Here is a 22440-nt window from a genome sequence, read left to right as displayed (position 1 = left end):
CGATGGCCGCCACCTTCCTGGATCTCCCCGTCGGAAGCGCCGGCGGCAGCGTCGAGCTCTTCCTCGACCTCTACACCGGCCAACAACCCCTCATCCCGTCCCGCGCCTTCATGCTCGCACCACCTGGTCACGCTCCCCGTCCACCCGCCGGACTCAACGTGCTCCCCGTAGCGGGCAAATGCCTGGAAGGAACGGCCTTCAGCCGCTACGTCGCCACCCTGCGCAGAGCGCTTACAGCCACGCTCGATCCCACACAGATCGGCGTCCTCCACTTGCAGCACCTCGCATTCGGCGCCACTCCTGCCCTCATCCGGGCTCTGCCCTCGCATCCCCGGATCGCCCTCGTCCACGGCACGGACCTGCTCTTCGCCGAGACCCACCGAGACCAGCTCCAGGTGCTACGCGAAACAGCCAGGGCCGCCGACGCCATCGTGGTCCCGACCACCGCAATGGCCGACCGCCTCCTCAAGCTCGCCCCGCAGATCGAACACCGCAAGATCATCCATATCCCCTGGGGCATCCCCGACCATCTGCTCACCACCCCGCCCGCCCAGCCGGCACGCACCTCCACCAGCCACCTGCGGCTCCTGTACGCAGGACGCCTGACCGCCGAAAAGGGCGCCGAGACACTGATCAAGAGCCTGGCTCCCGTGCCCGGCGTCGAACTGAGCGTCGCCGCGCCCAGAGCCCAGTTCCGCGCACTGGCTCCACTGCTGCAACGAGCCGGCGTACGAGCGCGCTACCTCGGCTGGCTCCGCCGCCCACAGCTGTGGAAAGCCTTCACCGAACACGACGTACTGGTCGTGCCGTCCACCACCCTGGAAGCCATGGGACTGGTCGCACTGGAAGCCCAAGCGTGCGGACTCCCCGTCCTCTACCAGCCCGTCCCCGGCCTCAACGAAGTCCTCGCCGCTTCCGGCATGGCAACCGACTTCACCCACTCCGCCGCACTCGCGCGCGACCTCGACCGGCTGAGAAAGACACCCGGGCTGCTGACCGCCCTCCGACAGGCGAGCTATGCCAACGCAGCACGCTATCCCCTCTCGGCAACCGCACGATCCCTGACCGACCTCGGCCGACAGCTCACATGAACCGACCGCCAGACGACCCGACACGTCACTACCCGAACCGCTCCGCGAACGTCACTACGCTGACCGACGGGATACCCCCGGCGAAGAGGGAGACCATGACGTACGCCCGCGACCGCATCGAAGCCCTGCTCGACGAGGGAGTCCGCGACAAGGTGTACCCGGGCGCCGTGTGGGCCGTCGGCGACGCCACCGGCATCCTCGCCCAGGGCGCCACCGGCGTCCTCGACCCCGACGAGCCGGACGTACCGATGCGCGCTGACACCGTCTTCGACGCCGCCAGCCTCACCAAGATCCTCGCCGTCTGGTCCTCCGTCGGCGCCCTCTGGGAGGACGGCACCCTCGACCTCGACGAGCCGCTCGGCACGTTCTGGCCCGAGGTCGCTGGCCACCCACTCGGCACCGTCACCACCCAACAATTGCTGACCCACACCGCCGGTGTCCCGCTACGAGCCCAACTGAAGAACCTCTACGGCACCAACCCCGAGGAGATCCGCCGAGGCGTCCTCCGTGAACGACTCCATCGGACACCTGGAGAAGCCGTCGAGTACACCGACCGGGCTGCCCTCATCCTGGGCTACCTCGCCGAACACCTCTCCGGCCAGCCTTTGGACCAACTGGCCGCCGCCCGCACCTGGCACCCACTGGGCATGACCTCCACCCGCTTCGGCCCGCTGCCCGCCGACCTCGCCGCCCGCTGCGCGCCCACTGAACTCGACCAGGACACCGACACCCACCTCAAGGGAGTCGCCCACGACTTCTCGGCCCGCCTCCTGGGCGGCGTCTGCGGCATCGCCGGCGCCTTCACTGTCCTCGACGATCTCGCTGCCTTCCTCCGGTACATGCTCGCCCCCGACACGTCCCATGTGCGGGCTGGTTTCGGCAGCAGGTGGATCACCCGGTCCCTGACCATCCAGACGGGCGAGCTCCAGCCAACTCGTGGCCTGTTCTGGCACCCCGCTCCCGGCACGACCGCCGACGAGGACGCCTGGGTCCACTACGGCTTCACCGGCACAGGCATGTGGATCTCTGCCACCAAGGACCGCTGGGCGGTTCTCCTGACCAACAAGCTCTACTACACCCGCGACCGCGGACCGCTGACCGACATCCGTAATGCCTTCCGCGAACTCACCTTCAGGTAAGGAACCGGGTGGTGGGACGGCGTGAAGACGGCCCTCCCCAGGCTCCAACCACCACGGAAGGCCCGATACCGGAGCGGGGCTATCGCTCGCAACTTCGGAACGGGTTTGTCAGTGGTGGGTGGTAAGTCTGTTCTTCTGCCGATCAGCTTCTCGGGTGGAAGGCAACAGCTATGGCGGGAGAGCGCTACGTCGACCACAAGGTCCTCAAAGCATTCGCGCAGAGCAAGGTGAACGTGCCGGCGGAGGAGGCAGAGGAGCGCCGCCGACAGGTTAAGCACCTGCGGGAGCGGTCGGAGGACCACATCGCGGCCCACCCCGACTTCGATCTGGTGAAGCTCCGATCGTCCGGTAGCACGGCGACCGACGCAGGAACGGCACGGGGTCCGATGCAGACGTCGCCGCCTACCTGCGGACCACGAATACCGACATCGACGTCTCGACGATGCCGACCTGGCTGCGAGGCCGCTGTATCGAGGTTCTATGGCGCCACCATGGAGGCGGACGGCTTAAAGACGTCGGACCACGCCATCTGGATCACCATGCGGAGCAGCGGTCTGAATCGACGTCGTTCCGGTGCTGTACACCGGCGAACCGAACGACAGGGGGTGTCTGCTCACCGCCGACGGCACCCAGGTGCTCACCTCGGTCACGCTGCACCTGCAGTTCATCCAGACGCTCCACCCGTAGGATCCGGCGCATGCACCTCTTCCTCGCCTGCCCCATGGGAGTTGCTGTTCTGCTGGGCAACCGGTGGAACCGTCTATGCCAGACCGTCGTGTACGAGGACATCAAGATCGACAGTGCATACGAAGCAGCATTCACCATGGAGGCGTAAAAAGTTCAAGCTGAGGAGCGTTGAGCTGCTCGTGTTTGGCAGGCCGGGACATGGCTTCACATAGTGCGGGTGCCAATCAAGGATCCCGCGCGTAGATCCCGAGGTGGACACGGAGTCGACCGCCGAGAAGGTTGCAAGCGAGCTGCCGCTGGCCGGGATGGCCGTGATCGTCACCGGCTCTATGTCAAGACCACTCGTGGACCGGTCCCCACCGAGATGACCGAACTGATCACTAGGGCAGGAGCCGCGCATCCTCAAGCGTCTCCGTCTGCACTCACCTCGTCGTCGCCGGAGAGAACACCGACAGCAAGCTCAACAAGATCCGCGCCCTAGGCATCGAAACCATAACGCCCGAAGAACTCGCGCAGCGCCTCGCCGGACATCTGACGTGAGCGGGAAATCGTGAGCGCTCGGTAGGTGTAAGTGCGTGGCATTATCCGGGCTCGCGCCGCAGAAGACTGGAATTTCTTCAAAGTGCTGCTGCACTGCTGGGGCAGGAAGTAATATGAGGGTTCAGTAAACCTGGAGCTGGAAGAGACGGGGTAGGAAAAGTGATGAAACCGGGTCACCTCCGCGCAGCCGACGGTCGACCGGCCGCCACTTCGGATATGACTGCTCTCGCAATCCAGCGAAACAAGTGGATGCAGCAGGCGTCATCTGCGCCCAACCTCCTGTGCGGGAAAGATGAGATCCTTCCGCTCACTCTTGAACTCGTTCGGATGATTGACAACGGCGAAGCTGTTGATCTCGACGCGCACCCAATCCTATCGAGTGTAGAGTCACCAAGATCTTGGCGGCAATACTCGTACGCGCTGCGCCAGATGGGATTGATCCAGAATCGAAAGGGCGTTCTTCGACTGACCACCGATGGCTCTGAACTGCTCGCAGACGAGTCGTGCTCACGTCTCGCCTCTTTGATGGCTGATCGAACCCGGCTATTCGCAGAGGTGCTCGGACTACTCGTGCGTGAACCGCTGACAGTCGAAGAGGCTAACGCTGAATTGGTCGAGTCATATAATCTCGACTGGAAATCCGTACAAAATACACGCCTTCGGATGACGTGGCTTGAAGTCTTGGGGATGGTCGAATGGCTCGGAGGGCGGAAGCAAAGCGCGACGCCTGAGGGGCGCAAACTCTTTGCCACCTGGGAAATCGTGACGCCTTCAGCCTTGGCCATTCACGACTCAGGTGAAGTGGTTGACATCCCTGAAGCTCCAGAGGAGATTGCCACCCTTCTCGAACAGCTAGCCACAACTCAAGGCGCCCAAGAGGCTAGAAACACCTACAACATTTGGGTTCCAAGCCCAAAGGAGGACCCTAACAAGATTGAAAATATGCGGACTTGCATTGCGGCAGCATCAGATCAGATTGAAAAGGATGCACTGCTAAGGTTTATTGCGGATCGGTTTGGCCTGAAGCGCAGCAGCGTTGATTCCATGTTGCCATTCATGCGGGCCGCTGGACTGCTGCAAGAAGTTCGCCGCGGAGTATTCTCCGCAACGCCGGCAGCCAAGGCATGGCTGGAGACAGGATCGGATATTGATTTCATTCGAATCCTTCACGCGAATATGAAGTTCGTCGGCGAACTGGTTCGCGCGGCAAAGATTACTGCTCCACGTAATGATGTGTATCAAGAAGGCGTCAAGTATGGCTTGAATAAGGACAAGGTGCGTTGGCTCACGGCTTTCATGATTGAATCGGGCCTGCTCGTCGAGACATCTTGGTCGTCGGTACAAGCCACGGCGACTGGGCTACACCTTATTGAGACGCTCCCCCTTGCTGAACCACGCATTCCGGAGGCTGCTGCACAGCTTGAGCCAGCGCCCGCATTGACACCACGGGCGCTAGGCGAACCGGACGAAGTCTCCCTCATTATGGAATCGCTGCTGCGCACATCCGCCGACCCGTCCGCCGATGGGGAAGCGTCGGGTGCCGCATTTGAAGGATGCATCGAGAACGCGTTTAGGCATATGGGTTTCCGGACACAGCGAATTAGCGGTCCTGGCGACACTGATATCCTGGTGCAATGGTACGACAGCAATGGATCATTGCGGACCGCAATTGTGGACGGAAAGTCGACGTCATCTGGCCGAGTCTCACACAACAATGTGAGTGACGTAGCGATTGACACGCACAAGGAAAAGCGCTCCGCGGAATACGTTGCAATCATTGGTCCTGGATTCAGTGGCGACACCATCAAGAATATGGCCCAGAAGAAGCAGTGGGCGCTCATCACCGCTGAAGAGTTGGGTCAAGTCGTCAGCTCATCGGAGGCGCTTGGCCTGAGACCAGCGGATATCGGAATTCTATTCGAGACGCCAGATGGATTGTCGAGGCTAGCTGGCCTAATCGACGCACGGCAGCGGGAGCTTGACATCTTGACTCTCGTGATTTCTCGACTGAAAGTCGAGTCAGAAACGGAGGAGGCGGTTTCAGCTCGTGACATTTCGCTGATTGAGCGCGGATCGCAATTGGCGCCAAATATTGATGAGCTACTTGAGACGTTCAGGCTGTTTGATCGCCTTGGCTCGGATATTGTGCGGAGTATCGAGGACGGGCCAGATCCGCGCTACGCGACCTATCGGATTAGTGATGCGCGATCGGCAGCGAAGCGCCTTCGCTCTCTTGCGGTTGCAATTGAGAGGGGCCTCTACCGGTAGTTCGTTAAGTCCGGCGGTGGAAGTCAGTGCCGTGTCCTGTGGTGACCGTATCGATCAGGTCTGCCGCCGGGCCAACACTGAGACTGACCTCGCCCCCGAGCGGTGCCAGCGATCTCAGTTCCTCACGACGCGGGCACCTCCATGCCTCGACTGTCAGGCCGGACGTCCGGTTTGCGTTATAACCGGCCATCGCCCGCTGTGAGCTGCCCTCTCCGTTCGCCTGCACTGGCACTTCACACACGAGTAAGTGCCGGTATCCCCCGACCAGCCCCTCCTCATCGCTTCCAACCTGTGCAAAGGCTCCTGACGGAGCGCTGCGGAGCGTACTGCCGCCAAGCCGCCAGCGGGCGCGTCACCGTCGTCGGCTCCGGCCTCCGCCGGCACCAGCCACCCACTGGGCTTGCATTCCACCGGCTTCGGCCCACTGCCCCGGACGTGAGACGTCGCGTACCGCGTAGCGGGCAGAAGTCCCGCCTTCCAGCGACGATGAAAAGGGCTCCATGAAGGGCCCGAGTACGCAGGAAGAGGAGACCGGTGTGCCGAACGATCCCATGGCGGCGCTGGTCCAGTACGTCGACGCCGTCAACCGCGGTGATGCGAAGGCGATGGCAGCAGTATGCGCTGACCCGATGCAGATCCTCGACGGGATGGCACCTCATGTGTGGCAGGGGCCGACAGCCAGTGAGGACTGGTGGAGGGACGTGATTGCCGAGGGTGAGCACGTAGGGGCGTCGGGGTACCACATCACCCTCGGCGAGCCACGGCATGTCGAGGTCACCGGCGATCACGCCTATGTGGTTGTTCCTACCACCATGACGTTCGACCTGCGAGGCAAGCGGCTCACCCAAACCGGCTCGGTGTTCACGGTGGCGCTTCGCAGGGTGGACACGGAGTGGCGGCTCACGGCCTGGGCGTGGGCAAAGGGCGCCTGACCAGCCCGACGCCGACGACCGCGGGGCACGCTCCGCGCAAGCCGCCCCCCTTCAGTGGCCGGCGGCGGGCCCATCGGTCCCCCTCCCGCTCGGCGGGCGCGCCCAGCCGTCCGGTGTCACGCTGGAGGCGGGTTCCGGCCCGTGGAGTGCGGAGGAGCGGACATGGAGATCAAGCCGCAGGCGGTCGCCATCCCGAAGGAGACCGACCATCTGGAACAGGGGAAGTACGGCCCCGTCTTCCCGAGGACTCCGGCGTGCTACGGGTTCACGATCATCGCCGACGTCAAACCGGGCAGGGCCGACGCCATACGGGAGCACGGCCACACCCTGGCCAAGGCGCTGGAGGAGGATCCGTACCTTCTCGCACCGTTGAAGCTGCACTACCTGCGCTGGGTGCTCTTCGACGACGACACGCGCTTCATGTACCAGGGGATCTTCGACACCGACTTCGACAAGTACACCGAGGACGCCGTCGCGCTGTTCAGCAAGGCGGGCGTGAGCACCACCTTCGAGAACCTCGAAGGGTTTCCCGAGGACTGGCGGACGAACCCCGAGGCGTTCGTCCGCTTCGTCCGGGAACACCACTGTCCGAGCTTCATCGAGTACGGAGAGTATCCGTACGTGACGGCGGACGAGATCAAGAAGGCTCTGCGGATCAAGAGCGCCCTTTCGGAGATGCTCGATCAGATGCAGTGAGGCTGAGCGCAATGGGCGAGATCAGGACCGCGCGCACGTACAACCAGCGGCACATTCCGCGCGAGTACACCCCCGGCGGGCGGCGGGTGAGCATCTACGTCTCGTGGAGCTACCCGGCCGAGGCCGGTCGCGACGCGGCCGAGCTGGACAACCGCTTCTCCACGATGACCGAGGTCAGGCGGGTGGCCTGGCCCGCGTACGAGGACCCGAAGTGGTCGGACCCGTACCGGTTCCAGCAGGGCATCGCCGGGTCGCTGGAGCTGTTCTTCTGGGCCTGGGTGCCCTTCCAGGACTACGTCGAGGAGGTCACGGGGCATCCGGTCCCGGTGTATCAGCGCATCGACCAGGCGGGCTTCTTCACACCGCTCGACGAGCGGGTGCTCGGCGACACGGACGTATTGTTCGTGTTCGGGCTGGACCATGCGGTCACCGAACAGGAGGCGCAGCCCGGGGAGATCGAGGCGCTGCGGGCGTTCCTCGGCCGGGAGGACGCCTGCCTCGTCCTGGGCCCGCACCACGATGTCGGCGCCTCGGACGATCTGAAGGTCCGGGAGATGGAGTACCGCCACCACGGCGATCCACTGGTGCCCCGCCAGCAGCGGTTCGCCACCTACGTCAGGGACCTGATGAAGGGCCTCGACGTGCCGGTCATGAACCGGTACGGGCTGCGTCCTGCAACGCGCGAGGGCCACCAGATCGCCCCACTGTCCACGGTCCGGGACCTGGACCCGAAGGGCTGGCTGGAGGGGGTGACGAACTTCAACTTCCACATGCACCTGCCGCACTACGACGTGACGACCGACGCCCCGGACGCCATCCGCGTGCTGGCCAGGCAACCGATCGACACCTCGAATCCGCATCCGTTCACCGAGGCCGGCAACACGGAGTTCAACATGTTCCTGTGGATGCCGCCCAGCGGTGACCGCGCGGCCGATCTGCTGCTGGCGGACTCGACGATCTTCAGTTCCCTGTTCGGCGAGGACGACAGCCTGCGGAACTTCTGGCGCAACCTCGTCTCCGAGTAAGGCCGGCGCGGAGGTCAACCGTGAGCGTGTGCAACGACGTCGCACTGGAACTCGACGACATCCAGCGTGGGGTGCTCAGCGCCCGGCCGACGCCGTACGCGGCGACCTACCTCGCCTTCCGCATCGACGACCGGGGTGACGGGCGGGAGTTGATGCGGCGCGCGAGTACGGCGGTGACCTCCGCGGCGGACTCCGTCAGTCCACTCGGAGAGACCTGGGTGAGTGTGGCCGTCACCTGCCGCGGCCTGGAAGCGCTGGGGGTGCCGGGCGCCTCGCTGTCCACGTTCGCCTGGGAGTTCCGGCAGGGGATGGCCGCCCGCGCCGAAGCTCTGGGCGATGTGGGCGTGAGCAGCCCGGAGCACTGGGAGGCACCGCTGGGCGGCCCCGATGTGCACGTAGTGATCACGGCGGTCGCGCCCGACCCCGCGCGCCTGGACGCGGCCGTCGACCGCGCCCGCCCCGCCTACCACCGGCTCACCGGCGTGACGGCGGTGTGGCGGCAGGACTGCTACGCGCTGCCCACCGAGACCGAGCACTTCGGCTACCGCGACGGGGTCAGCCATCCGGCCGTCGAAGGCAGCGGCATACCGGGATCCAACCAGCTGGAAGTGCCGCTGAAGGCAGGCGAGTTCGTCCTCGGCCACCGGGACGAGATCGGCGGCATCCAGAGCCCGCAGCCCACCGTCCTGGGACGCAACGGCAGCTACGCCGTCTTCCGCAAGCTCCACCAGGACGTCGCCGGGTTCCGCCGCTATCTGAAGGACAACTCCAGCGGGCCCCAGGACGAGGAACTGATCGCCGCGAAGATCATGGGACGCTGGCGCAGCGGCGCTCCCCTGGCGCTTGCTCCGCAAGCCGACGATCCAGCCCTCGGCGCGGACCCGCACCGCCGTAACACCTTCCTGTACGAGAGCGACGATCCGGCGGGATTCAAGACGCCCGGAGGCTGCCACATCCGCCGGGCCAACCCCCGTGACGCCGCGGTGGCGGGAGAGGTGCGGCTGCATCGCATGATCCGGCGCGGCGCCGTCTACGGGCCGCCGCTGCCCGAGGGGGTACTGGAGGACGACGGAGCCGACCGGGGCCTGATGTTCGCGTTCATCGGCGCGCACCTGGGGCGGCAGTTCGAGTTCGTCCAGTCCCAGTGGATGAACGACGGCGTCTTCTTCGGCGCGAGCAACGCCCAGGACCCCGTGACCGGATCCCGCGAGGGCTCCTCCGACTTCACCATTCCCCGGCGTCCGCTGCGCCGGCGCCTCGCCGCGCTGCCGCGGTTCGTCGTCACCCGAGGAGGCGAGTACTGCTTCCTGCCGAGCCTGACCGCCCTGCGCTGGCTCGGCGGCCTTGATGACTGAGCGTGGGTGACCCGATGGAGACCCTGCACCTGGCACTCAACGCAGTCACCGTCATCTTCATAGCGGCCACCATGTTCGCCGCCGGCCTGGGAGCCACGGTCCCGGCGCTGCGCGGGGTCCTCACCGACGTGCCGCTCCTGCTGCTGGCGCTGATCACCAACATGGTCGTCGTCCCGCTGCTCGGCTGGGGCATCGGTGCGCTGTTCGGCCTCCCCTCCGCCGCCTTCGTCGCGCTCATCCTGGTCGCCTCGTCCCCGGGCGGCCCCTTCGGGGCGAAACTCGCCATGGTGCAGAACGGTGACGTCGTCGGCGGCGCGGCGATGCAGGTGCTGCTCGCCTCCGTCGGCAGCATCACCTTCGCCCCCACCGTCAACGGCCTCCTGACCGCCGCCGACGCAGGCACCAACGTCTCCCTCGACGTCGGAGCCCTCGTACGGACCGTGGCCCTGCTGCAACTCGTGCCCTTCGCCATCGGCCTGCTGATACGCCGCTACGCCGAGCCCACCGCCCGGTCGTGGCACCCCCCGGCGGCGGCGGTCTCCAACGTCACGTTCCTGATCGTGCTGGCGGGCATGCTGCTCGGCAACTGGCAGGGCGTCGTCGCCCTCCTCGGCTCACTCGCCCTCCTCGCCGGGTTCCTGCTCTCGGCCGTCGCCTTCGCCGCGGGAACGCTGCTGGCCACGGGTCCGCCCGTCAGGCGCACCACCATGGGCGGTGTCGCGTCCGTGCGCAATGCCGGTCCCGCCCTGGCCGCGATCGGCATCGCCTTCGACAACCAGCCCGCCATCCTCGGAGCGCTCGCCGCCATCCTGCTGAGCGGCCTGGCAGCAGCCCTGCCGATCGCCACGATCCTCAGCAGCCGGCGAAAGGCTCCTGCGGCAGCGGAAACGGAGGTGCGGACGCATGGCCGGCGATGACGCGCTCATGCTCATCGACGCGGCACCTCACCGCTCCGTGTAGCGCAGGAACTGCCAGCCCAGTACGGCCAGGGCGAGTGTCTGCGCGAGGGAGACGATCACGAGGAAAGCCTGGACGGCGGGAGAGCACCAGAAAGCGGTCACGCACATCATCGGCAGGGCCACGTAGGTGAACAGGTCCACCGCGGTCTGCAGTCGCTTGCGCGTGGTGCGGCCCGCGTCGTCGCGGTGGTAGGTCTCCCAGCCGAACACCGCACCGTGGGCGCCGGTGAGCTCGGCCAGCCGCGGTCCCAACCGGTCGCGGATGTAGCAGCCGACCGCCGAGATCTTCTCGTCATTGACCAGGTAGGTCCAGCCCAGGACCAGGCAGACCACGGGGACGGCGAGCAGCAGTTGAGCCCGCCCGCTCTGGACGGTGATCGCCAGGACCGCCGTGACCGCGGCGAGCGTGAAGTACAGCAGGTTGTCACGGAAGCCTATCCGGGTTTTCTGCTCCTCCTTGATGCGGTCGTACTCGGCCAGCAGCAGTGTGCTCTCGGTGACGTCTTCTGTGGCGGCCACGGTCATTCCTCAGCTCGGGCCGCAAGACTCAGTCGGCAGCGTGGAAGGACGGCAGGTTTTTGGGGTTGTTTCGTTCGATCCAGCCCTTTCCGTCCGCCGCGATTCCTTCCAGGAGGCGGAAGGTGTGGATGAAACCGGCCGCATCGAGGTTGATTTCGGCGATCTCCTGGGCGTTCTCGTCCGGCGCGAGTTGATGGGCGTCGGCGTCCTTGACACGAATGTTCCTGGCCGGCCCGTTGGTGAGGATGAGCTCCAGTTCGTAGCCGATCTCGCTGCGTTCTGTGACCTGCACGGAGGACAACGCGTCGAACCGGTAGTTGCTTCGCTGCCTGTTCCCGCGTTGTGCGTCCGTGAAATCGAATTCCGAGCTGATTTCCCGCACGCCGTCCTGGGTGACCAGGAAAAGACGGAAGCTGTAGCGCGAGTACCGCCAGGGACCGCCCTTCACACGCCCTCGCTTGTAGGGGCGTGCGGGTGTCACCAGGATGGTGTGGGTGACCAGGTCGCGCCAGGTGAGCTGGTAGTGGCGGAGTGCTTCGTCGACGAACAGCGTCTTGTCGCAGGCGAGCCAGGTCTCCATTTCCCGTTCGCTGGGTCGCGTGGCGTCCAGGAACGACTTCCAGTTCTGGTAAGCGGCTTGCCGCGCGGCCAGCCGCTCCTGGTACGCCCGGGTCTCCTCGGCCACTCGCTGGTCCTCACCCCGGGCCTCCAGCCATGAGGACGCAGCCGCGCGTCCGGACCAGCCCGCGCCGGCCACGGCCAGGACGGCCAGCAGCAGCTGCGCCGCACCGGCACCTGAGGCCACTGTGCCGAGCAGGGCCAGAGTCATGACACCGAGAGCGACGAGGGCGGCCACGCACAGCGCCTTCACCCCCGCCGGCGTCTGGTTCCGGTGGCCCTGATCGAACAGAGTGCCCTTGCTGTAGCGGTCCCGGGCGTCCTCGGCGAGATGGCGGATCAGCCAGTCGACCCGCTCCACGCCGATCCGGCTCTCGCGGTACAGAACCGCGATCTCGGCGACGAGGCTGTTGCGGATGTGGACGGTATGGCCGAGCCATTCGTGCGGGGCGAGCCCGTGGGGCACGCGGGTACTGAAGTAGTGGTCGAACGAATGACGGACGCGGTTGGTGAACCCGTCCCCGGCAGAGGCGGGATCGCGCGTGTGCGGGATCCGGGACCCACGGTTCCCGGTCTTCAGGTGATGTTCCTGGTACCACCACCGGCGGCCGAAGTGAACCGCGGTCAGGCCCGCACCGGCAGCCACCAGTACCTCGATGGCTGCCGCGGCCGGATCCGCGACCAGGGCCAGGATCCAGAGGAATGCGGTGCCGACGGCGCACAGGCCGGCACGGACCGGGAGGGCTGCCCGGGCGGCAGCGGCGGTGCTCGGATGGGGCGGCAGGGCCCGTGGCCCGATGGGGTCGGGTTCGAAATACGCCCAGACCCGCTGGACCCGGCCGTTGCCGAAGCGGTCCGCCTCGGCCCGCTCGCGCTTCTCGGCCCACAGGCTGTCCTTCAGCCCCCCGGTGAGCACCAGGTCGAAGTGGTGGAGGATCAGGTCGCGCAGGTGAGGTGGCAGGGTTCGCAGCCGTTCCCGTACGCGCCCTGTCTCGCCGTCCGGGGTGCTGAGCATCGCCAGCAGTTCGAAAGCGACGCGCAGAGCGTCCTTCCACCCTCCCTCGGCGTAGGTCCGTACGAGCCCGGAGGCGCGATGCAGCCGCTGGAGCTCTTCGGTGCTCAGGTCGTCGTAGGCGCGGCCACTGAGCATGGCAAGCACCCAGTGGAATCGGACCTCCGCGTTGTCGTGTCCGTTGGCGATCGCGTCACTGATCAGGTCGCGAGCACGGCTGGGCACGCCGTCCTCCAGGAACCGCACGCCGACCTTGTACTTTTCCTGCGGCGATGCGTCCTGGTGACCGATGGTGATGCTGGCGTTGTGTACGACCTCGGCCTGGATTCCGACGGTGGAGCCGTATGCGGAATTGTTCGTGACACTGCTGCCGTCGTTCATGACAGGTCACCCGCCGCAACGACCAGCGGTGCCAGCATGGCCACCAGCTCGGGAATCTCCGCGATCAGACCGCGTAACCTCTTGAGTGCCATGGTCGCCCTCTTGGCCGGCTCGGGAGTGTTCTCCCTGGCCGCCCGGCGGGCAAAGCCCAGCTCGGCCAGTGCCTCTCGGTAGGTGTCGTCGTCGAGGGTGCCCTCGGCGTGGTGACGCTTCAGGTGCTCACGGAAAGCGTCCAGTTCCGCGACCAGGTCCGCCGGGCCGGCCGCCCTCGGGTCCGCGTTCAGGTGGACGCTGCTCTCCCTGACGGAGCCGGCCATGATGCCGACGGTGCTGTTGTGGGCGGTGTTGCTGACGTGGCCTCCGAGCCTGTCGGCTGTGTGCGCCTTGTCTGCCTGGGACATGGCGATCTGCTCCTGTTCCCCCACCAGTTCCACGGCCAGCCGGGTGGCGAATGCCGCCGCGTTCGCCGCGGCCCGTGGTTGCCAGTTACGGTCCTTCGCGCTGTTCTTCGTACCGTCCGCCCGGTCGCTGATTCCCCGGATGATGGCCACCGGTGCCCCGTTGAGATGACCGGCCTGCGCCACACCGGCGGCCTCCATCTCGATCGCGAGCGCGTCGTTGTAGTGCTGCCGGATCCACCGCGCCTCGGCGGAGATCTTCGAGTTCTGTACGACCTCGCCGGCGGCGATCGCGCCGAAGCGCACCTGCGGGGCGCGCCCTTGACCGGGCGTGTCGTCGGCCCAGTCGTTCACGCGGGCCAGATGCGAGCCGAGCTGGCTGATACCGTGCGCCGTCTCCCACACCCGGGGACGGGCCTTGGTCCCGTCGTCCTCGCTGGTCGCGCCGTGGTAGGCGTACACGTGTGTCGCCATCACCACGTCGCCCAGCCGGGCGGTGTCCCACAGCGCTCCGGCGACGCCGACGAACAACACGGCCACCGGCGAGAACTCCTGTATCGCGCGCTCGGCGATCACCGCGGCAGAATGATTCCCCTTGTTCGTCAGACCGAGCGCGACACGGCATGAAGTGCCCTGCACGGTTCCCACCTCGAACAGCGTCCCACGCTCATGACGGTGCACCTGTGGACCGGCCAGTTTCCGGCGCACGGCCTGGTACTCCAGATTGAGGGCGGTGAGAATCACCACCAGGTCTTTCGGCATCTATTCCCCTTCCCCTCTCGTGCTCTCTTCCGTCATGGGCGGCACAGGTCGGATCAGCGGCGGGAACAACACCGTCTTCGGCCCGGCCCGGTACAGCCGTGCGGGCCGTCCTCCCGTGCTCCTGCGTCCGGAGCCGGCGGGGATGATGAATCCGTCCACGGCCTGGACTTTCCGGTAGAAATTACGGGTGTCGAGTTCGGTGCCCCAAACCGCCTCGTACACCTGCTGCAACTCGGCTATGGTGAAGAGTTCTCCGCAGAATGCCGTGGCCAGCGCCGAGGATTCGAGCTTGGTACGCGCGCGTTCGATTCCGTCCGCCACGATCCGGCGGTGATCGAAGGCCAGTTCCACCTCGCCGGACAGGACGGCTTCCGCGGGCACCCACGCGGCATCGACGGCATCCGTTCCCGCGACCGGTTCGGGGAGTCCCGGCGCGATCGCCAAGTGGGCCACGGAAACGACTCGTCCCCGTGGATCACGGCCTGCGCCCCCGTAGGTGGCCAGCTGTTCAAGATGCACCCACCCGGCAGCCAGAGCGGTTTCCTCACTCAACTCACGGTGGGCGGCGTCGAGGATCTCCTCACCATCGTGACTGAGGAATCCGCCGGGCAGGGCCAGCATGCCCTGGAATGGATCTTCGCCGCGCTCCACGAGCAGGACGCACAGCCGTCCCTCACGCAGCGTCAGGACCACGACGTCGACTGTCAGCAGCACAGGCGGGGGTGACCACGCGTCAGCTTGCATGGTCCTTACGGTACTTCGGTTCCTGTCACTTTAACAAGAAGGGCGACCGCTCCAGCCTCGACTGCGGGGACGTTCACTTCTGAAGCGTCGGTCCGTGGGCCGGTTCGAGGGCGGGGCCGCAGGACGCTGCCGACGGCGACGCCGGGGAGAACGAACCCGCCGGTGCGAACGGGAGCCGACAGGCGTACCGCCCCGCCCAGCCGCTCGGCGGTTCCCGGCGGGGCCCCGGCTCCGCGGCGGGCGAAAGCCTGTCATGGCGAGCACACCTCTTCGTGCCTGCCGGGGTTAGGGTTGTCGCACGACGCAGACGGTGGCCGGATCCCTCGACCGCGTCCTCGACACGAAGGGTGCCATGCCCGCTGAGAACACTCCTGTCGCCGGCAATCTCGACGACGACGACTATCCCGCCTACACGATGGGGCGCGCCGCCGACGCCCTCGGCACGACGCCCGCCTTCCTCCGGGCCGTCGGGGAAGCCGAGTTGATCACTCCGCTGCGTTCGGAAGGCGGCCACCGCCGGTACTCCCGCCGCCAGTTGCGCATCGCCGCCCGTGCCCGGGAGCTGGTCGACCAGGGCACTCCCGTCGAGGCCGCGTGCCGCATCATCTCCCTTGAGGAGCAGCTCGGCGACGCCCTCCGCCTGAACCGGGAAATGCGCGGGAAGCTCGTCAGCCAGGACACGGATATCTAGTCCCGCGACTACAGAAATCCAGACGGCAGCGGGATACGAATCCACGGAAATCCGGAAACGCATGGGGCTTCCGGCCGACCTGTGTTAGCGTGATAGCAGTTGCAGTTTTGGTTACCAGAGGCGTGTTTTTTTGCGAAGCTTTCCGGATCTTTCCGGAGGGGTGATCATCGCGGCGACTCGGCTCCGCAAAGTGCGGAGTCCGGCACTGCCCCCCAAGGGAGATTCAATATGGCATCTGGCACCGTGAAGTGGTTCAACGCGGAAAAGGGCTTCGGCTTCATCGAGCAGGACGGCGGCGGCGCTGACGTGTTCGCCCACTACTCGAACATCGCCACCCAGGGCTTCCGCGAGCTTCAGGAAGGCCAGAAGGTTACCTTCGACGTCACGCAGGGCCAGAAGGGCCCGCAGGCCGAGAACATCGTTCCCGCCTGACGCCGACGCGAACACACGCGAGCCAGTGGTTCGCACATCGTGAGGCTGGGGCCCGCGCTCTTGGGGCGCGGGCCCCAGCCTCATTGGTTCCACCGCTTTCCGGGCTCCCGGACCGCCGCCTCCCCGCTTCAGGACCAGGCACCGGCGCGGCACTTCGTATTCTCTTCGGCTCGTTCTTGCGCATACTCGTGCGATGCGATCATCACCGTCGGACGAAATTCCTCGGTACGCCGCATCGACGAAGTTCTCGACGTCACCGGTTTGGCCGCCCGTAACGCCATGCGGTCCCGCACGCTGGACGCCTCCCCCGTGACCGCCGAGCACGACTGCGCACTCGGCGTTCTCGCCCTCCCCGCTGACCGCCGCGGCGCGGTCGGCCCCCGCGGTGTTCCCGTCCAACCCTGTGGAGTCAGTCATGCGCTGTGTCATCGCCCGTTTCCCCTTCGACCTGATCAAGAGCGAGGTCGAGCAGTCGATGAGCGGCATCACACCCGAGCCGGTCACGGGCGTGGCCGTCACCATCGGCCGCCGCGTCTACCCCGTGATGCAGGTCGGGGAAGTGATCACCAGGCAGAACCGCCGCGACTTCACGGCGGGTGAGATGCGCCGGGCCCTGACCCGGCTCGGCTTCACCTGCCACGAGGCACCGCCGGTCTCCTCGGCCCCGGACGGACGAGCCGGTGAGGACCTGCTGGGGTGGTGACACCCCGGTTTGGCGGGCGACGGCAGATAATGCGGGGCCGGCAGGTGTAGAGCGCCGCAGCAGGTGGCACCCGGCGGGCGAGCGGGCATCTGAACCGCGCGCCGTTGCCGCCGACGGTTCGGCAAGAAGCCGGGAGACAACGGCGCCGGCAGGGCCCGCGCCACCCGGTTGTCGCCGCCGGGCTGCCCGACGACAACCGGTGTGGTTCCCCTGTCGTCGCACCTCGCACGCGCCTGACACCAGTGGCGGGGCTTCTCACGGACGTGGATGGCCGCGCCGTTCCCTCGCGCCGTTCTCCTCTGCGGTCCTCCCTCCCATTGGGTCCCGGCCTCGCTGGGTCTATCGTCTGAATTCCGAGGCAGGACGAGGAGGACGGCCGGTGATGCCGCAGGACGAGGCCGTGATCGGCTGCATGGGCACGGTGCTCATCGGAACGCGGGGGCCCGCGGGCCCCGGCGAGGTCCTGGTGCGGGTCAGAGGCGGCTCCGAGACCTTCCTGGCATGGTCCGAGGATCCCCTGCCCGCGGGCGCCACGGTCCTCGTGATCGAATCCCGGGGATGCCGCGAGGTCGGCGTCATCGAGTGGGTGGACCCATTGGACGCGCTCGGCGGAGAGGCCGCCGGCGCAGGCTGAGGAGTACTGGCATGTTCGGATACCGCGTTCCTGCCCCCGACGAGGCGATGTTGATCTCTGGGGGCCGGCGGGGTCTGGGGGGCGCGCCGTTCCGGGTGGTGACGGGTCACGGCAAGTTCGTGCTCCCGGTCTTCCGCAAGGTCCGGTTCCTCACCCTTTCCATGTGCGAGGCCGAGGTCACCGAGACCTGTGTGACCAAGCAGGGCATCTCACTGCACGTCCGCGCGGTCATCGCCTTCAAGGTCGGCAACGACCACGAGAGCATCATCAACGCCGGTCAGCGCTTCCTCTCCGACCAGGAGCAGATGTCGGTGCTCACCGGCCGGATCTTCGCCGGTCACCTGCGGGCCATCATCGGCTCGATGACGGTCGAGGAGATCGTCACCGAGCGGCAGAAGCTCGCCGCCGAGGTGCTGGACACCTCGAAGGTGGAGATGGCCAAGATCGGCCTGATCGTGGACTCGCTGCAGATCCAGTCGATCGACGACGGCGACACGGGCTACATCGCCGCGATGTCCGCCCCGCACAAGGCGGCCATCCAGCGGCAGGCCCAGATCGCCCAGGCCCAGGCCACCCAGGCCGCGGTCGAGAAGGAGCAGGAGGCGGCCCGCAAGCAGGCCGAGTACGCCCGGCAGACCGCCATCGTCAAGGCCGAGTACTCGGCCGAGGTGGACCGCGCCCAGGCACAGGCCGCCCAGGCCGGACCGCTGGCGCAGGCCCACGCCCAGCAGGAGGTGCTCGCCGCCCAGACCGAGCTGGCCGAACGCCAGGCCAAGCTGCGCCAGCAGCAGTTGGTGGCCGAGGTCGTCAAGCCCGCCGAGGCCGAGGCCGAGCGGGTCAGGATCCTCGCCGCCGCCGAGGCCCAGCGCATGAAGATCCAGGCCGAGGCCGCCGCCTCCTACGACCGGGTCGCCCTCGACCGGATGCTCATCGACCAGCTCCCGCAGATCGTGAAGGAGGCCGCGGGAGGCCTGGCCGGCGCCAACGTCAACGTCCTGAACGGCGCGGACGGGCTCGGCGAGATCGCCGCGGGTCTGGTGTCCCAGGGGCTGACGATCCTCGACTCGGTCCGGCAGAACCTGAACGGCGGTCAGGACACCGACGGCCAGCGCACCAAGGACAACTCCGGCAACAGGGCGGACCTCAACGGCCTGCTGCAGCTGCGCTCGGGCAAGGAGGGGCCGTCGGAGGACAACGGTCCCGTCAGCCTGGACTAGTGCCCCGGCAGGCAACGTTTGCCTGCTGAGGAGCGGCGTCCGGCGCGTGCTCTGGGGGGTCCCCCGGCCGGAGGCTGGGGGAGTGCCGGCCGGAAGTCCTCGTACTGGGCGTACTCGGGCTTTCGGCCGGTGCGGCGAGTGGGGGCACCTCCCGCGCCCTTGAGGCAGCGGGGGAGCGTGCCGGGCGTCGCGACGGGGCGAACGTTGCCTGTTGGGGCACTAGGCACTCCGCGGGTTCTCCCGCACGACCGTGACATGACGGTCCGGCCCCGGGCGCTCCAGCTCGTCCAGTACCGCCACCGCCAGGTCCTCGGCGCTGATCCAGGACCGGCCGTCGGCGCCGATGAGCAGGGTGTCGGTGCCGCGCCGGTAGCGACCCGTCCTCGTGCCCGGTTCCAGTACGGCCGGCGGGCTCAGGTAGACCCAGTCGGCGGCGGGGTGGGCCTGGCACAGGTGCAGTTGGGCCACGCCGGCGCGCGCCACGGCGCGGTACTCGTCCGGCACGTACGCGGGGTTCTCGGCGACCAGCAGCTCCCGGTCGCCGGGGCTGCGCAGGGCGCCGGCGCCGCCGACCACGAGGACGCGGACGCCGAGCCGTGCGGCGGTGTCCAGTACGGCACGGGTGGCGCCGACCAGGAACTCCCGGTCGGCCGGGAACGTCCGTACGGTCAGTACGACGGCGTCGGCCCCGGAGCCGGTCAGTGCCTCCCGTACGGCGTCCGGGTCGCCGGCGTCCACCGCGACCGGCGTCATGTCAGGGTCATCACTCAGCGGCGGTTTCCGGGACAGCGCCAGCACCCGGTGTCCGCGCGCCCTCGCCTCCCCGGCCACCCGGCCGCCCACCATTCCGGTGGCCCCGAACACGGCGATCGTCATACCCGTCGGCATCGAGAAACTCCTCCTGTGATGTGGTCTTCCTACGGCCCCTGGGGCTCAGTTGCGCGGCCACCAGCGCGGTCAGCGCCAGGGCGAAGCCCAGGGTCTGCGGCAGGCTCAGCGACTCGCCCTGTGCGATCCCGATGACGGTCGCGACCAGCGGGGACAGCAGCACCAGCGGTGCGGACGCGGCGACCGGCAGGCTGCCGATCCCGCGGAACCACAGCGTGTACGCGACCAGTCCGGCCATGCTGCCGAGCCAGAGGTAGCCGCCGGCGGCGCCCGCGCCGATCCGCTGCGGGACCCCCTCGGCCGCCAGGGTGAGCGGCAGCAACAGCAGGCCGCCGACGGTCAGTTGCCAGCCCGCCAGGGTGAGCGGGCCGACGGCCGCCGGCCGGCCCCAGCGTTTGGTGAGGACGACCCCGGCGGCCATCACCGCCGTATGGCCGAGGCCGGCACACACGCCCACGGCGTCCAGCCGGGCCCGCGGTCCGAGCACGACCAGGCCGACGCCGAGCACGCCGAGCACCCCCAGGTCAGCCGCCAGGCCGTGGGCCGGTCGTGGAGCACGACGAGGCCGAGCCCGGCGGCCAGCAGCGGCTGGGCGGCGCCGAGGGTGGCGGCGACACCGCCGGGGAGCCGTTCGGCGGCCACGAACAACAGCGGCATGGGGCCGATGTTGAGGACGCCGAGCACGGCGGCCTTCCACCACCACTCCCCGCGCGGCGGCACGCGGGTGAGCGCGAGCGCGACCAGGCCGGCGGGCAGGGCCCGCATCAGGCCCGCGAAGAGCGGATGCCCGGGCGGGAGCAGCCGGGTGGCGACCACGTAGGTGGTGCCCCAGGACGCGGGGGCGAGCGCGGTGAGCAGGACGGTCGCCGCCTGGGCCGTGTACCGATGCATGGGGGAAGTGTCGGCCGGGTGGGGCCATGCGTCCAAAGCATGGTTGTCATGGCAGCCATGAACGGTGACGATTGATGGGTGGATCTCCAGCAGCTTCGCTATGTCGTCGCCGTCGCCGACACCCTCAACTTCACCCGGGCCGCCGAGCGGTGCCAGGTGGTGCAGTCCTCACTGAGCCATCGGATCGCCGCGCTGGAGCGGGAGCTGGGGGTGCGGCTGTTCGCCCGGTCCAGCCGCCGGGTCGAACTGACCGGCGCGGGTGCGGCGTTCCTCGTCGGCGCGCGGGAGTGTCTGGCCGCCGCCGACCGTGCGGCGGCCGACGCCGCCGCCGCGACCGGCGTGGTGCGCGGGCGGCTCGCCGTCGGCGTGATCGTGACCACGGCCGCCGTCGACGTACCCGAGCTGCTGCAGCGGTACCGCGCCCGGCATCCCGGCGTCCGCGTCGTCCTGCGGTCCGGACGCAGCGACGAGCTGGCGGCGGCGGTCCGCGACGGGGAGCTGAACATCGCCTTCCTCGGTCTGCCGGAGGGCGAGCGGCCGGCCGGTCTGGAGACCGTCGTGCTCGATCACGACCGGCATGTCCTGGTGGTACCGGCCGGACACCGGCTGGCGGGCGCCGCCCGGGTGACGCTGGCGGAGACCGCCGGGGAGACGTTCGTGGACTTCGTGGCCGGGACCCCCGCCCGCGCCCAGTCCGACCGGGCGTTCGCCGCGGCGGGGCTGGCTCGCGACGTCGCGTACGAGGCCGGTGTCGTGGAGCTGATCACCCGGCTGATCGGGCGCGGGCTCGGGGTCGCGCTGCTGCCGTCGGCGTTCATCCGCCCGCGCGCCGCCGACGATCCCCACCTGGCCCTGGTCCCGGTCGCCGACGGCCCACGGCGCCTTGAGTACCTGGCGTGGAGCCGCTTCAACCCGAGCCCGGCGACCCGGGCGATGCTCGACGTCCTCGGCGTCAGACCGTCGTCGGTACGGTCCTGACGCCCTGGTCCCGGACAGTCCTGTCACACCGGCGGACCCTCGGGCGTGCCCCTGTTCCGGGGCGGTCAGGCCGGCTGGAGCCGGTCCGCGAGGCCCGCCTTCTCGAACGCCGTCACCACGTCGTCGCGGCCCTCGGTGAAGTGGGTCCAGCTGTCGCAGTGGACGGGGACCACCCGGCGGGCGCCGAGGAGGCGGGCGGCCTCGGCGGCGCCGGCGCCGTCCAGGACGAGCAGCGCGCCGTCGAAGAGGACCGTGCGGGGCGCCCCCGCGAACAGCACCGCGGTGTCGACCGGCCCGAACCGGTCGGCGATCTCGCGGACCGCGTCCAGGGAGGCGTTGTCACCGCTGACGTAGACCGTGGGCAGGCCCTCGCCGGTCAGGACGAAGCCGACGACCTGGCCGGCGATCGGCTCCACCTGCTCCTTGCCGCCCGGCCCGTGCACGGCGGGCACGCCGGTCACCGTCACCGTGCCGCCGCCCGGCCGGTCCAGCTCGACCGACTCCCAGTCCGCCAGGCCCGTGGCCCTGGCTCCGAGCCGCTGGGCGCCGGCCGGCGTGGTGAGCGTGAGCGGCACGCCGGCGAGCAGGGCGCGGCCGGAGCGGTCGAGGTTGTCGGGGTGCTCGTCGTGGGAGAGCAGGACCACGTCGATGCGGCCGAGACCGGCCGGGGTGGCGCGGGACGCGGCGGTCTTGGTCAGGAAGCGGCCGCCGCCCAGCGGGTAGTCGCCGGGCTCGTCGAAGGTCGGATCGGTGAGGAAGCGCAGGCCGCCGTACTCGATGAGCGCGGTGGGGCCGCCGTACACCTGCACGGGGAGCTCGGAAGACGACATGGGAAAGCACCTCACAAGGGATGTCACGGATGGCGTGGCGCCTATCCGTG

The 22440-nt window shown here is 68.0% G+C and carries 21 protein-coding genes and 2 pseudogenes; 16 read left to right on the top strand and 7 right to left on the bottom strand.

The features are described from left to right. The first annotated feature begins 2 nt into the window (after positions 1 to 2). From ABT171_RS21650 to ABT171_RS21605, 10 genes and pseudogenes are all read left to right on the top strand, one after another. Positions 3 to 1091, top strand: a complete 1089-nt coding sequence (locus ABT171_RS21650; protein WP_503076180.1) for a glycosyltransferase family 4 protein — start codon at positions 3 to 5, stop codon at positions 1089 to 1091. Positions 1092 to 1186: 95 nt separating this feature from the next. Continuing rightward, entirely contained in the window at positions 1187 to 2230 is a 1044-nt protein-coding gene (locus tag ABT171_RS21645) for a serine hydrolase domain-containing protein (RefSeq protein WP_351246146.1), read from the top strand. A gap of 697 nt (positions 2231 to 2927) precedes the next feature. After that, positions 2928 to 3065, top strand: coding sequence for an SAVED domain-containing protein (locus ABT171_RS41930; protein WP_503076023.1), 138 nt, complete (start codon positions 2928 to 2930; stop codon positions 3063 to 3065). A 263-nt stretch (positions 3066 to 3328) separates the two neighbouring features. Then, positions 3329 to 3457, top strand: a pseudogene (locus ABT171_RS21635) (hypothetical protein); the annotation flags it as partial. A 216-nt stretch (positions 3458 to 3673) separates the two neighbouring features. Then, a complete protein-coding gene (locus ABT171_RS21630; protein WP_351246142.1) occupies positions 3674 to 5725 on the top strand; it encodes a restriction endonuclease in 2052 nt (683 codons plus the stop codon). Between the two features lie 536 nt (positions 5726 to 6261). Continuing rightward, entirely contained in the window at positions 6262 to 6657 is a 396-nt protein-coding gene (locus tag ABT171_RS21625) for a YybH family protein (RefSeq protein ID WP_351246140.1), read from the top strand. Between the two features lie 162 nt (positions 6658 to 6819). After that, positions 6820 to 7353, top strand: coding sequence for a hypothetical protein (locus ABT171_RS21620; RefSeq protein ID WP_351246138.1), 534 nt, complete (start codon positions 6820 to 6822; stop codon positions 7351 to 7353). Positions 7354 to 7364: 11 nt separating this feature from the next. Beyond that, complete coding sequence (locus tag ABT171_RS21615) at positions 7365 to 8378, top strand: hypothetical protein (protein ID WP_351246136.1); 1014 nt, start codon at positions 7365 to 7367, stop codon at positions 8376 to 8378. A 20-nt stretch (positions 8379 to 8398) separates the two neighbouring features. Next, complete coding sequence (locus ABT171_RS21610; protein WP_351246134.1) at positions 8399 to 9733, top strand: Dyp-type peroxidase; 1335 nt, start codon at positions 8399 to 8401, stop codon at positions 9731 to 9733. Between the two features lie 14 nt (positions 9734 to 9747). Further along, a complete protein-coding gene (locus ABT171_RS21605; protein WP_351246132.1) occupies positions 9748 to 10650 on the top strand; it encodes a bile acid:sodium symporter family protein in 903 nt (300 codons plus the stop codon). Between the two features lie 27 nt (positions 10651 to 10677). On the opposite strand, the gene ABT171_RS21600 is transcribed toward ABT171_RS21605, so the two are convergent. The 4 genes from ABT171_RS21600 to ABT171_RS21585 are packed head-to-tail and all read right to left on the bottom strand — an operon-like array spanning position 10678 to position 15126. Further along, positions 10678 to 11217, bottom strand: coding sequence for a hypothetical protein (locus ABT171_RS21600; protein ID WP_351246130.1), 540 nt, complete (start codon positions 11215 to 11217; stop codon positions 10678 to 10680). Between the two features lie 22 nt (positions 11218 to 11239). Continuing rightward, the gene (locus tag ABT171_RS21595; RefSeq protein WP_351246128.1) at positions 11240 to 13222 is read right to left on the bottom strand and encodes a hypothetical protein; all 1983 of its coding nucleotides are present in this window, start codon (positions 13220 to 13222) and stop codon (positions 11240 to 11242) included. Next, positions 13219 to 14382, bottom strand: a complete 1164-nt coding sequence (locus ABT171_RS21590) for a 5'-methylthioadenosine/S-adenosylhomocysteine nucleosidase family protein (RefSeq protein WP_351246126.1) — start codon at positions 14380 to 14382, stop codon at positions 13219 to 13221. Before ABT171_RS21590 ends, ABT171_RS21595 begins: the two co-directional genes overlap by 4 nt. Next, the gene (locus ABT171_RS21585; protein WP_351246124.1) at positions 14383 to 15126 is read right to left on the bottom strand and encodes an NUDIX hydrolase; all 744 of its coding nucleotides are present in this window, start codon (positions 15124 to 15126) and stop codon (positions 14383 to 14385) included. A 352-nt stretch (positions 15127 to 15478) separates the two neighbouring features. On the opposite strand from ABT171_RS21585, the gene ABT171_RS21580 reads away from it, so the two are divergent. The 5 genes from ABT171_RS21580 to ABT171_RS21560 all read left to right on the top strand — a co-directional run bounded on the left by ABT171_RS21580 (position 15479) and on the right by ABT171_RS21560 (position 18803). Next, a complete protein-coding gene (locus ABT171_RS21580) occupies positions 15479 to 15817 on the top strand; it encodes a MerR family transcriptional regulator (RefSeq protein ID WP_351246122.1) in 339 nt (112 codons plus the stop codon). Positions 15818 to 16045: 228 nt separating this feature from the next. After that, a complete protein-coding gene (locus tag ABT171_RS21575) occupies positions 16046 to 16249 on the top strand; it encodes a cold-shock protein (protein WP_069779708.1) in 204 nt (67 codons plus the stop codon). A 415-nt stretch (positions 16250 to 16664) separates the two neighbouring features. Beyond that, positions 16665 to 16952 (top strand): SCO5918 family protein, encoded by a 288-nt coding sequence (locus ABT171_RS21570; protein WP_351246120.1) that lies wholly within the window; start codon positions 16665 to 16667, stop codon positions 16950 to 16952. Between the two features lie 382 nt (positions 16953 to 17334). Then, on the top strand, positions 17335 to 17586 hold the full coding sequence (locus ABT171_RS21565; protein ID WP_351246118.1) for an NfeD C-terminal domain-containing protein: 252 nt from the start codon (positions 17335 to 17337) through the stop codon (positions 17584 to 17586). Between the two features lie 11 nt (positions 17587 to 17597). After that, entirely contained in the window at positions 17598 to 18803 is a 1206-nt protein-coding gene (locus ABT171_RS21560) for an SPFH domain-containing protein (RefSeq protein WP_351246116.1), read from the top strand. A 219-nt stretch (positions 18804 to 19022) separates the two neighbouring features. Here ABT171_RS21560 and ABT171_RS21555 read toward each other — a convergent pair whose 3' ends face one another. Continuing rightward, entirely contained in the window at positions 19023 to 19679 is a 657-nt protein-coding gene (locus ABT171_RS21555) for an NAD(P)-dependent oxidoreductase (protein WP_351246114.1), read from the bottom strand. Further along, positions 19567 to 20582 (bottom strand): annotated as a pseudogene (locus ABT171_RS21550) (EamA family transporter). Before ABT171_RS21550 ends, ABT171_RS21555 begins: the two are co-directional and overlap by 113 nt. Positions 20583 to 20660: 78 nt before the next feature. On the opposite strand from ABT171_RS21550, the gene ABT171_RS21545 reads away from it, so the two are divergent. Next, positions 20661 to 21560, top strand: coding sequence for a LysR family transcriptional regulator (locus ABT171_RS21545; RefSeq protein ID WP_351246112.1), 900 nt, complete (start codon positions 20661 to 20663; stop codon positions 21558 to 21560). 65 nt (positions 21561 to 21625) lie between these two features. Here the strand turns inward: ABT171_RS21545 and ABT171_RS21540 are convergent, their stop codons facing one another. After that, entirely contained in the window at positions 21626 to 22390 is a 765-nt protein-coding gene (locus ABT171_RS21540; RefSeq protein WP_351246110.1) for an MBL fold metallo-hydrolase, read from the bottom strand. Positions 22391 to 22440: the final 50 nt, after the last annotated feature.

This window comes from Streptomyces sp. NPDC001851, assembly GCF_040297165.1.
Classification (GTDB): Bacteria; Actinomycetota; Actinomycetes; order Streptomycetales; family Streptomycetaceae; genus Streptomyces.
This window is presented reverse-complemented; position numbering and strand designations above follow the sequence as displayed.

Bases quoted from the DNA above. Each gene is read 5' to 3' on its own strand.
- ABT171_RS21650 (WP_503076180.1), top strand. From the start codon at position 3: ATGGCCGCCACCTTCCTGGATCTCCCCGTCGGAAGCGCCGGCGGCAGC.
- ABT171_RS21645 (WP_351246146.1), top strand. From the start codon at position 1,187: ATGACGTACGCCCGCGACCGCATCGAAGCCCTGCTCGACGAGGGAGTC.
- ABT171_RS41930 (WP_503076023.1), top strand. From the start codon at position 2,928: ATGCACCTCTTCCTCGCCTGCCCCATGGGAGTTGCTGTTCTGCTGGGC.
- ABT171_RS21630 (WP_351246142.1), top strand. From the start codon at position 3,674: ATGACTGCTCTCGCAATCCAGCGAAACAAGTGGATGCAGCAGGCGTCA.
- ABT171_RS21620 (WP_351246138.1), top strand. From the start codon at position 6,820: ATGGAGATCAAGCCGCAGGCGGTCGCCATCCCGAAGGAGACCGACCAT.
- ABT171_RS21615 (WP_351246136.1), top strand. From the start codon at position 7,365: ATGGGCGAGATCAGGACCGCGCGCACGTACAACCAGCGGCACATTCCG.
- ABT171_RS21605 (WP_351246132.1), top strand. From the start codon at position 9,748: ATGGAGACCCTGCACCTGGCACTCAACGCAGTCACCGTCATCTTCATA.
- ABT171_RS21600 (WP_351246130.1), bottom strand. From the start codon at position 11,217: ATGACCGTGGCCGCCACAGAAGACGTCACCGAGAGCACACTGCTGCTG.
- ABT171_RS21595 (WP_351246128.1), bottom strand. From the start codon at position 13,222: ATGAACGACGGCAGCAGTGTCACGAACAATTCCGCATACGGCTCCACC.
- ABT171_RS21590 (WP_351246126.1), bottom strand. From the start codon at position 14,382: ATGCCGAAAGACCTGGTGGTGATTCTCACCGCCCTCAATCTGGAGTAC.
- ABT171_RS21585 (WP_351246124.1), bottom strand. From the start codon at position 15,126: ATGCAAGCTGACGCGTGGTCACCCCCGCCTGTGCTGCTGACAGTCGAC.
- ABT171_RS21580 (WP_351246122.1), top strand. From the start codon at position 15,479: ATGCCCGCTGAGAACACTCCTGTCGCCGGCAATCTCGACGACGACGAC.
- ABT171_RS21575 (WP_069779708.1), top strand. From the start codon at position 16,046: ATGGCATCTGGCACCGTGAAGTGGTTCAACGCGGAAAAGGGCTTCGGC.
- ABT171_RS21570 (WP_351246120.1), top strand. From the start codon at position 16,665: ATGCGCTGTGTCATCGCCCGTTTCCCCTTCGACCTGATCAAGAGCGAG.
- ABT171_RS21565 (WP_351246118.1), top strand. From the start codon at position 17,335: ATGCCGCAGGACGAGGCCGTGATCGGCTGCATGGGCACGGTGCTCATC.
- ABT171_RS21560 (WP_351246116.1), top strand. From the start codon at position 17,598: ATGTTCGGATACCGCGTTCCTGCCCCCGACGAGGCGATGTTGATCTCT.
- ABT171_RS21555 (WP_351246114.1), bottom strand. From the start codon at position 19,679: ATGACGATCGCCGTGTTCGGGGCCACCGGAATGGTGGGCGGCCGGGTG.
- ABT171_RS21540 (WP_351246110.1), bottom strand. From the start codon at position 22,390: ATGTCGTCTTCCGAGCTCCCCGTGCAGGTGTACGGCGGCCCCACCGCG.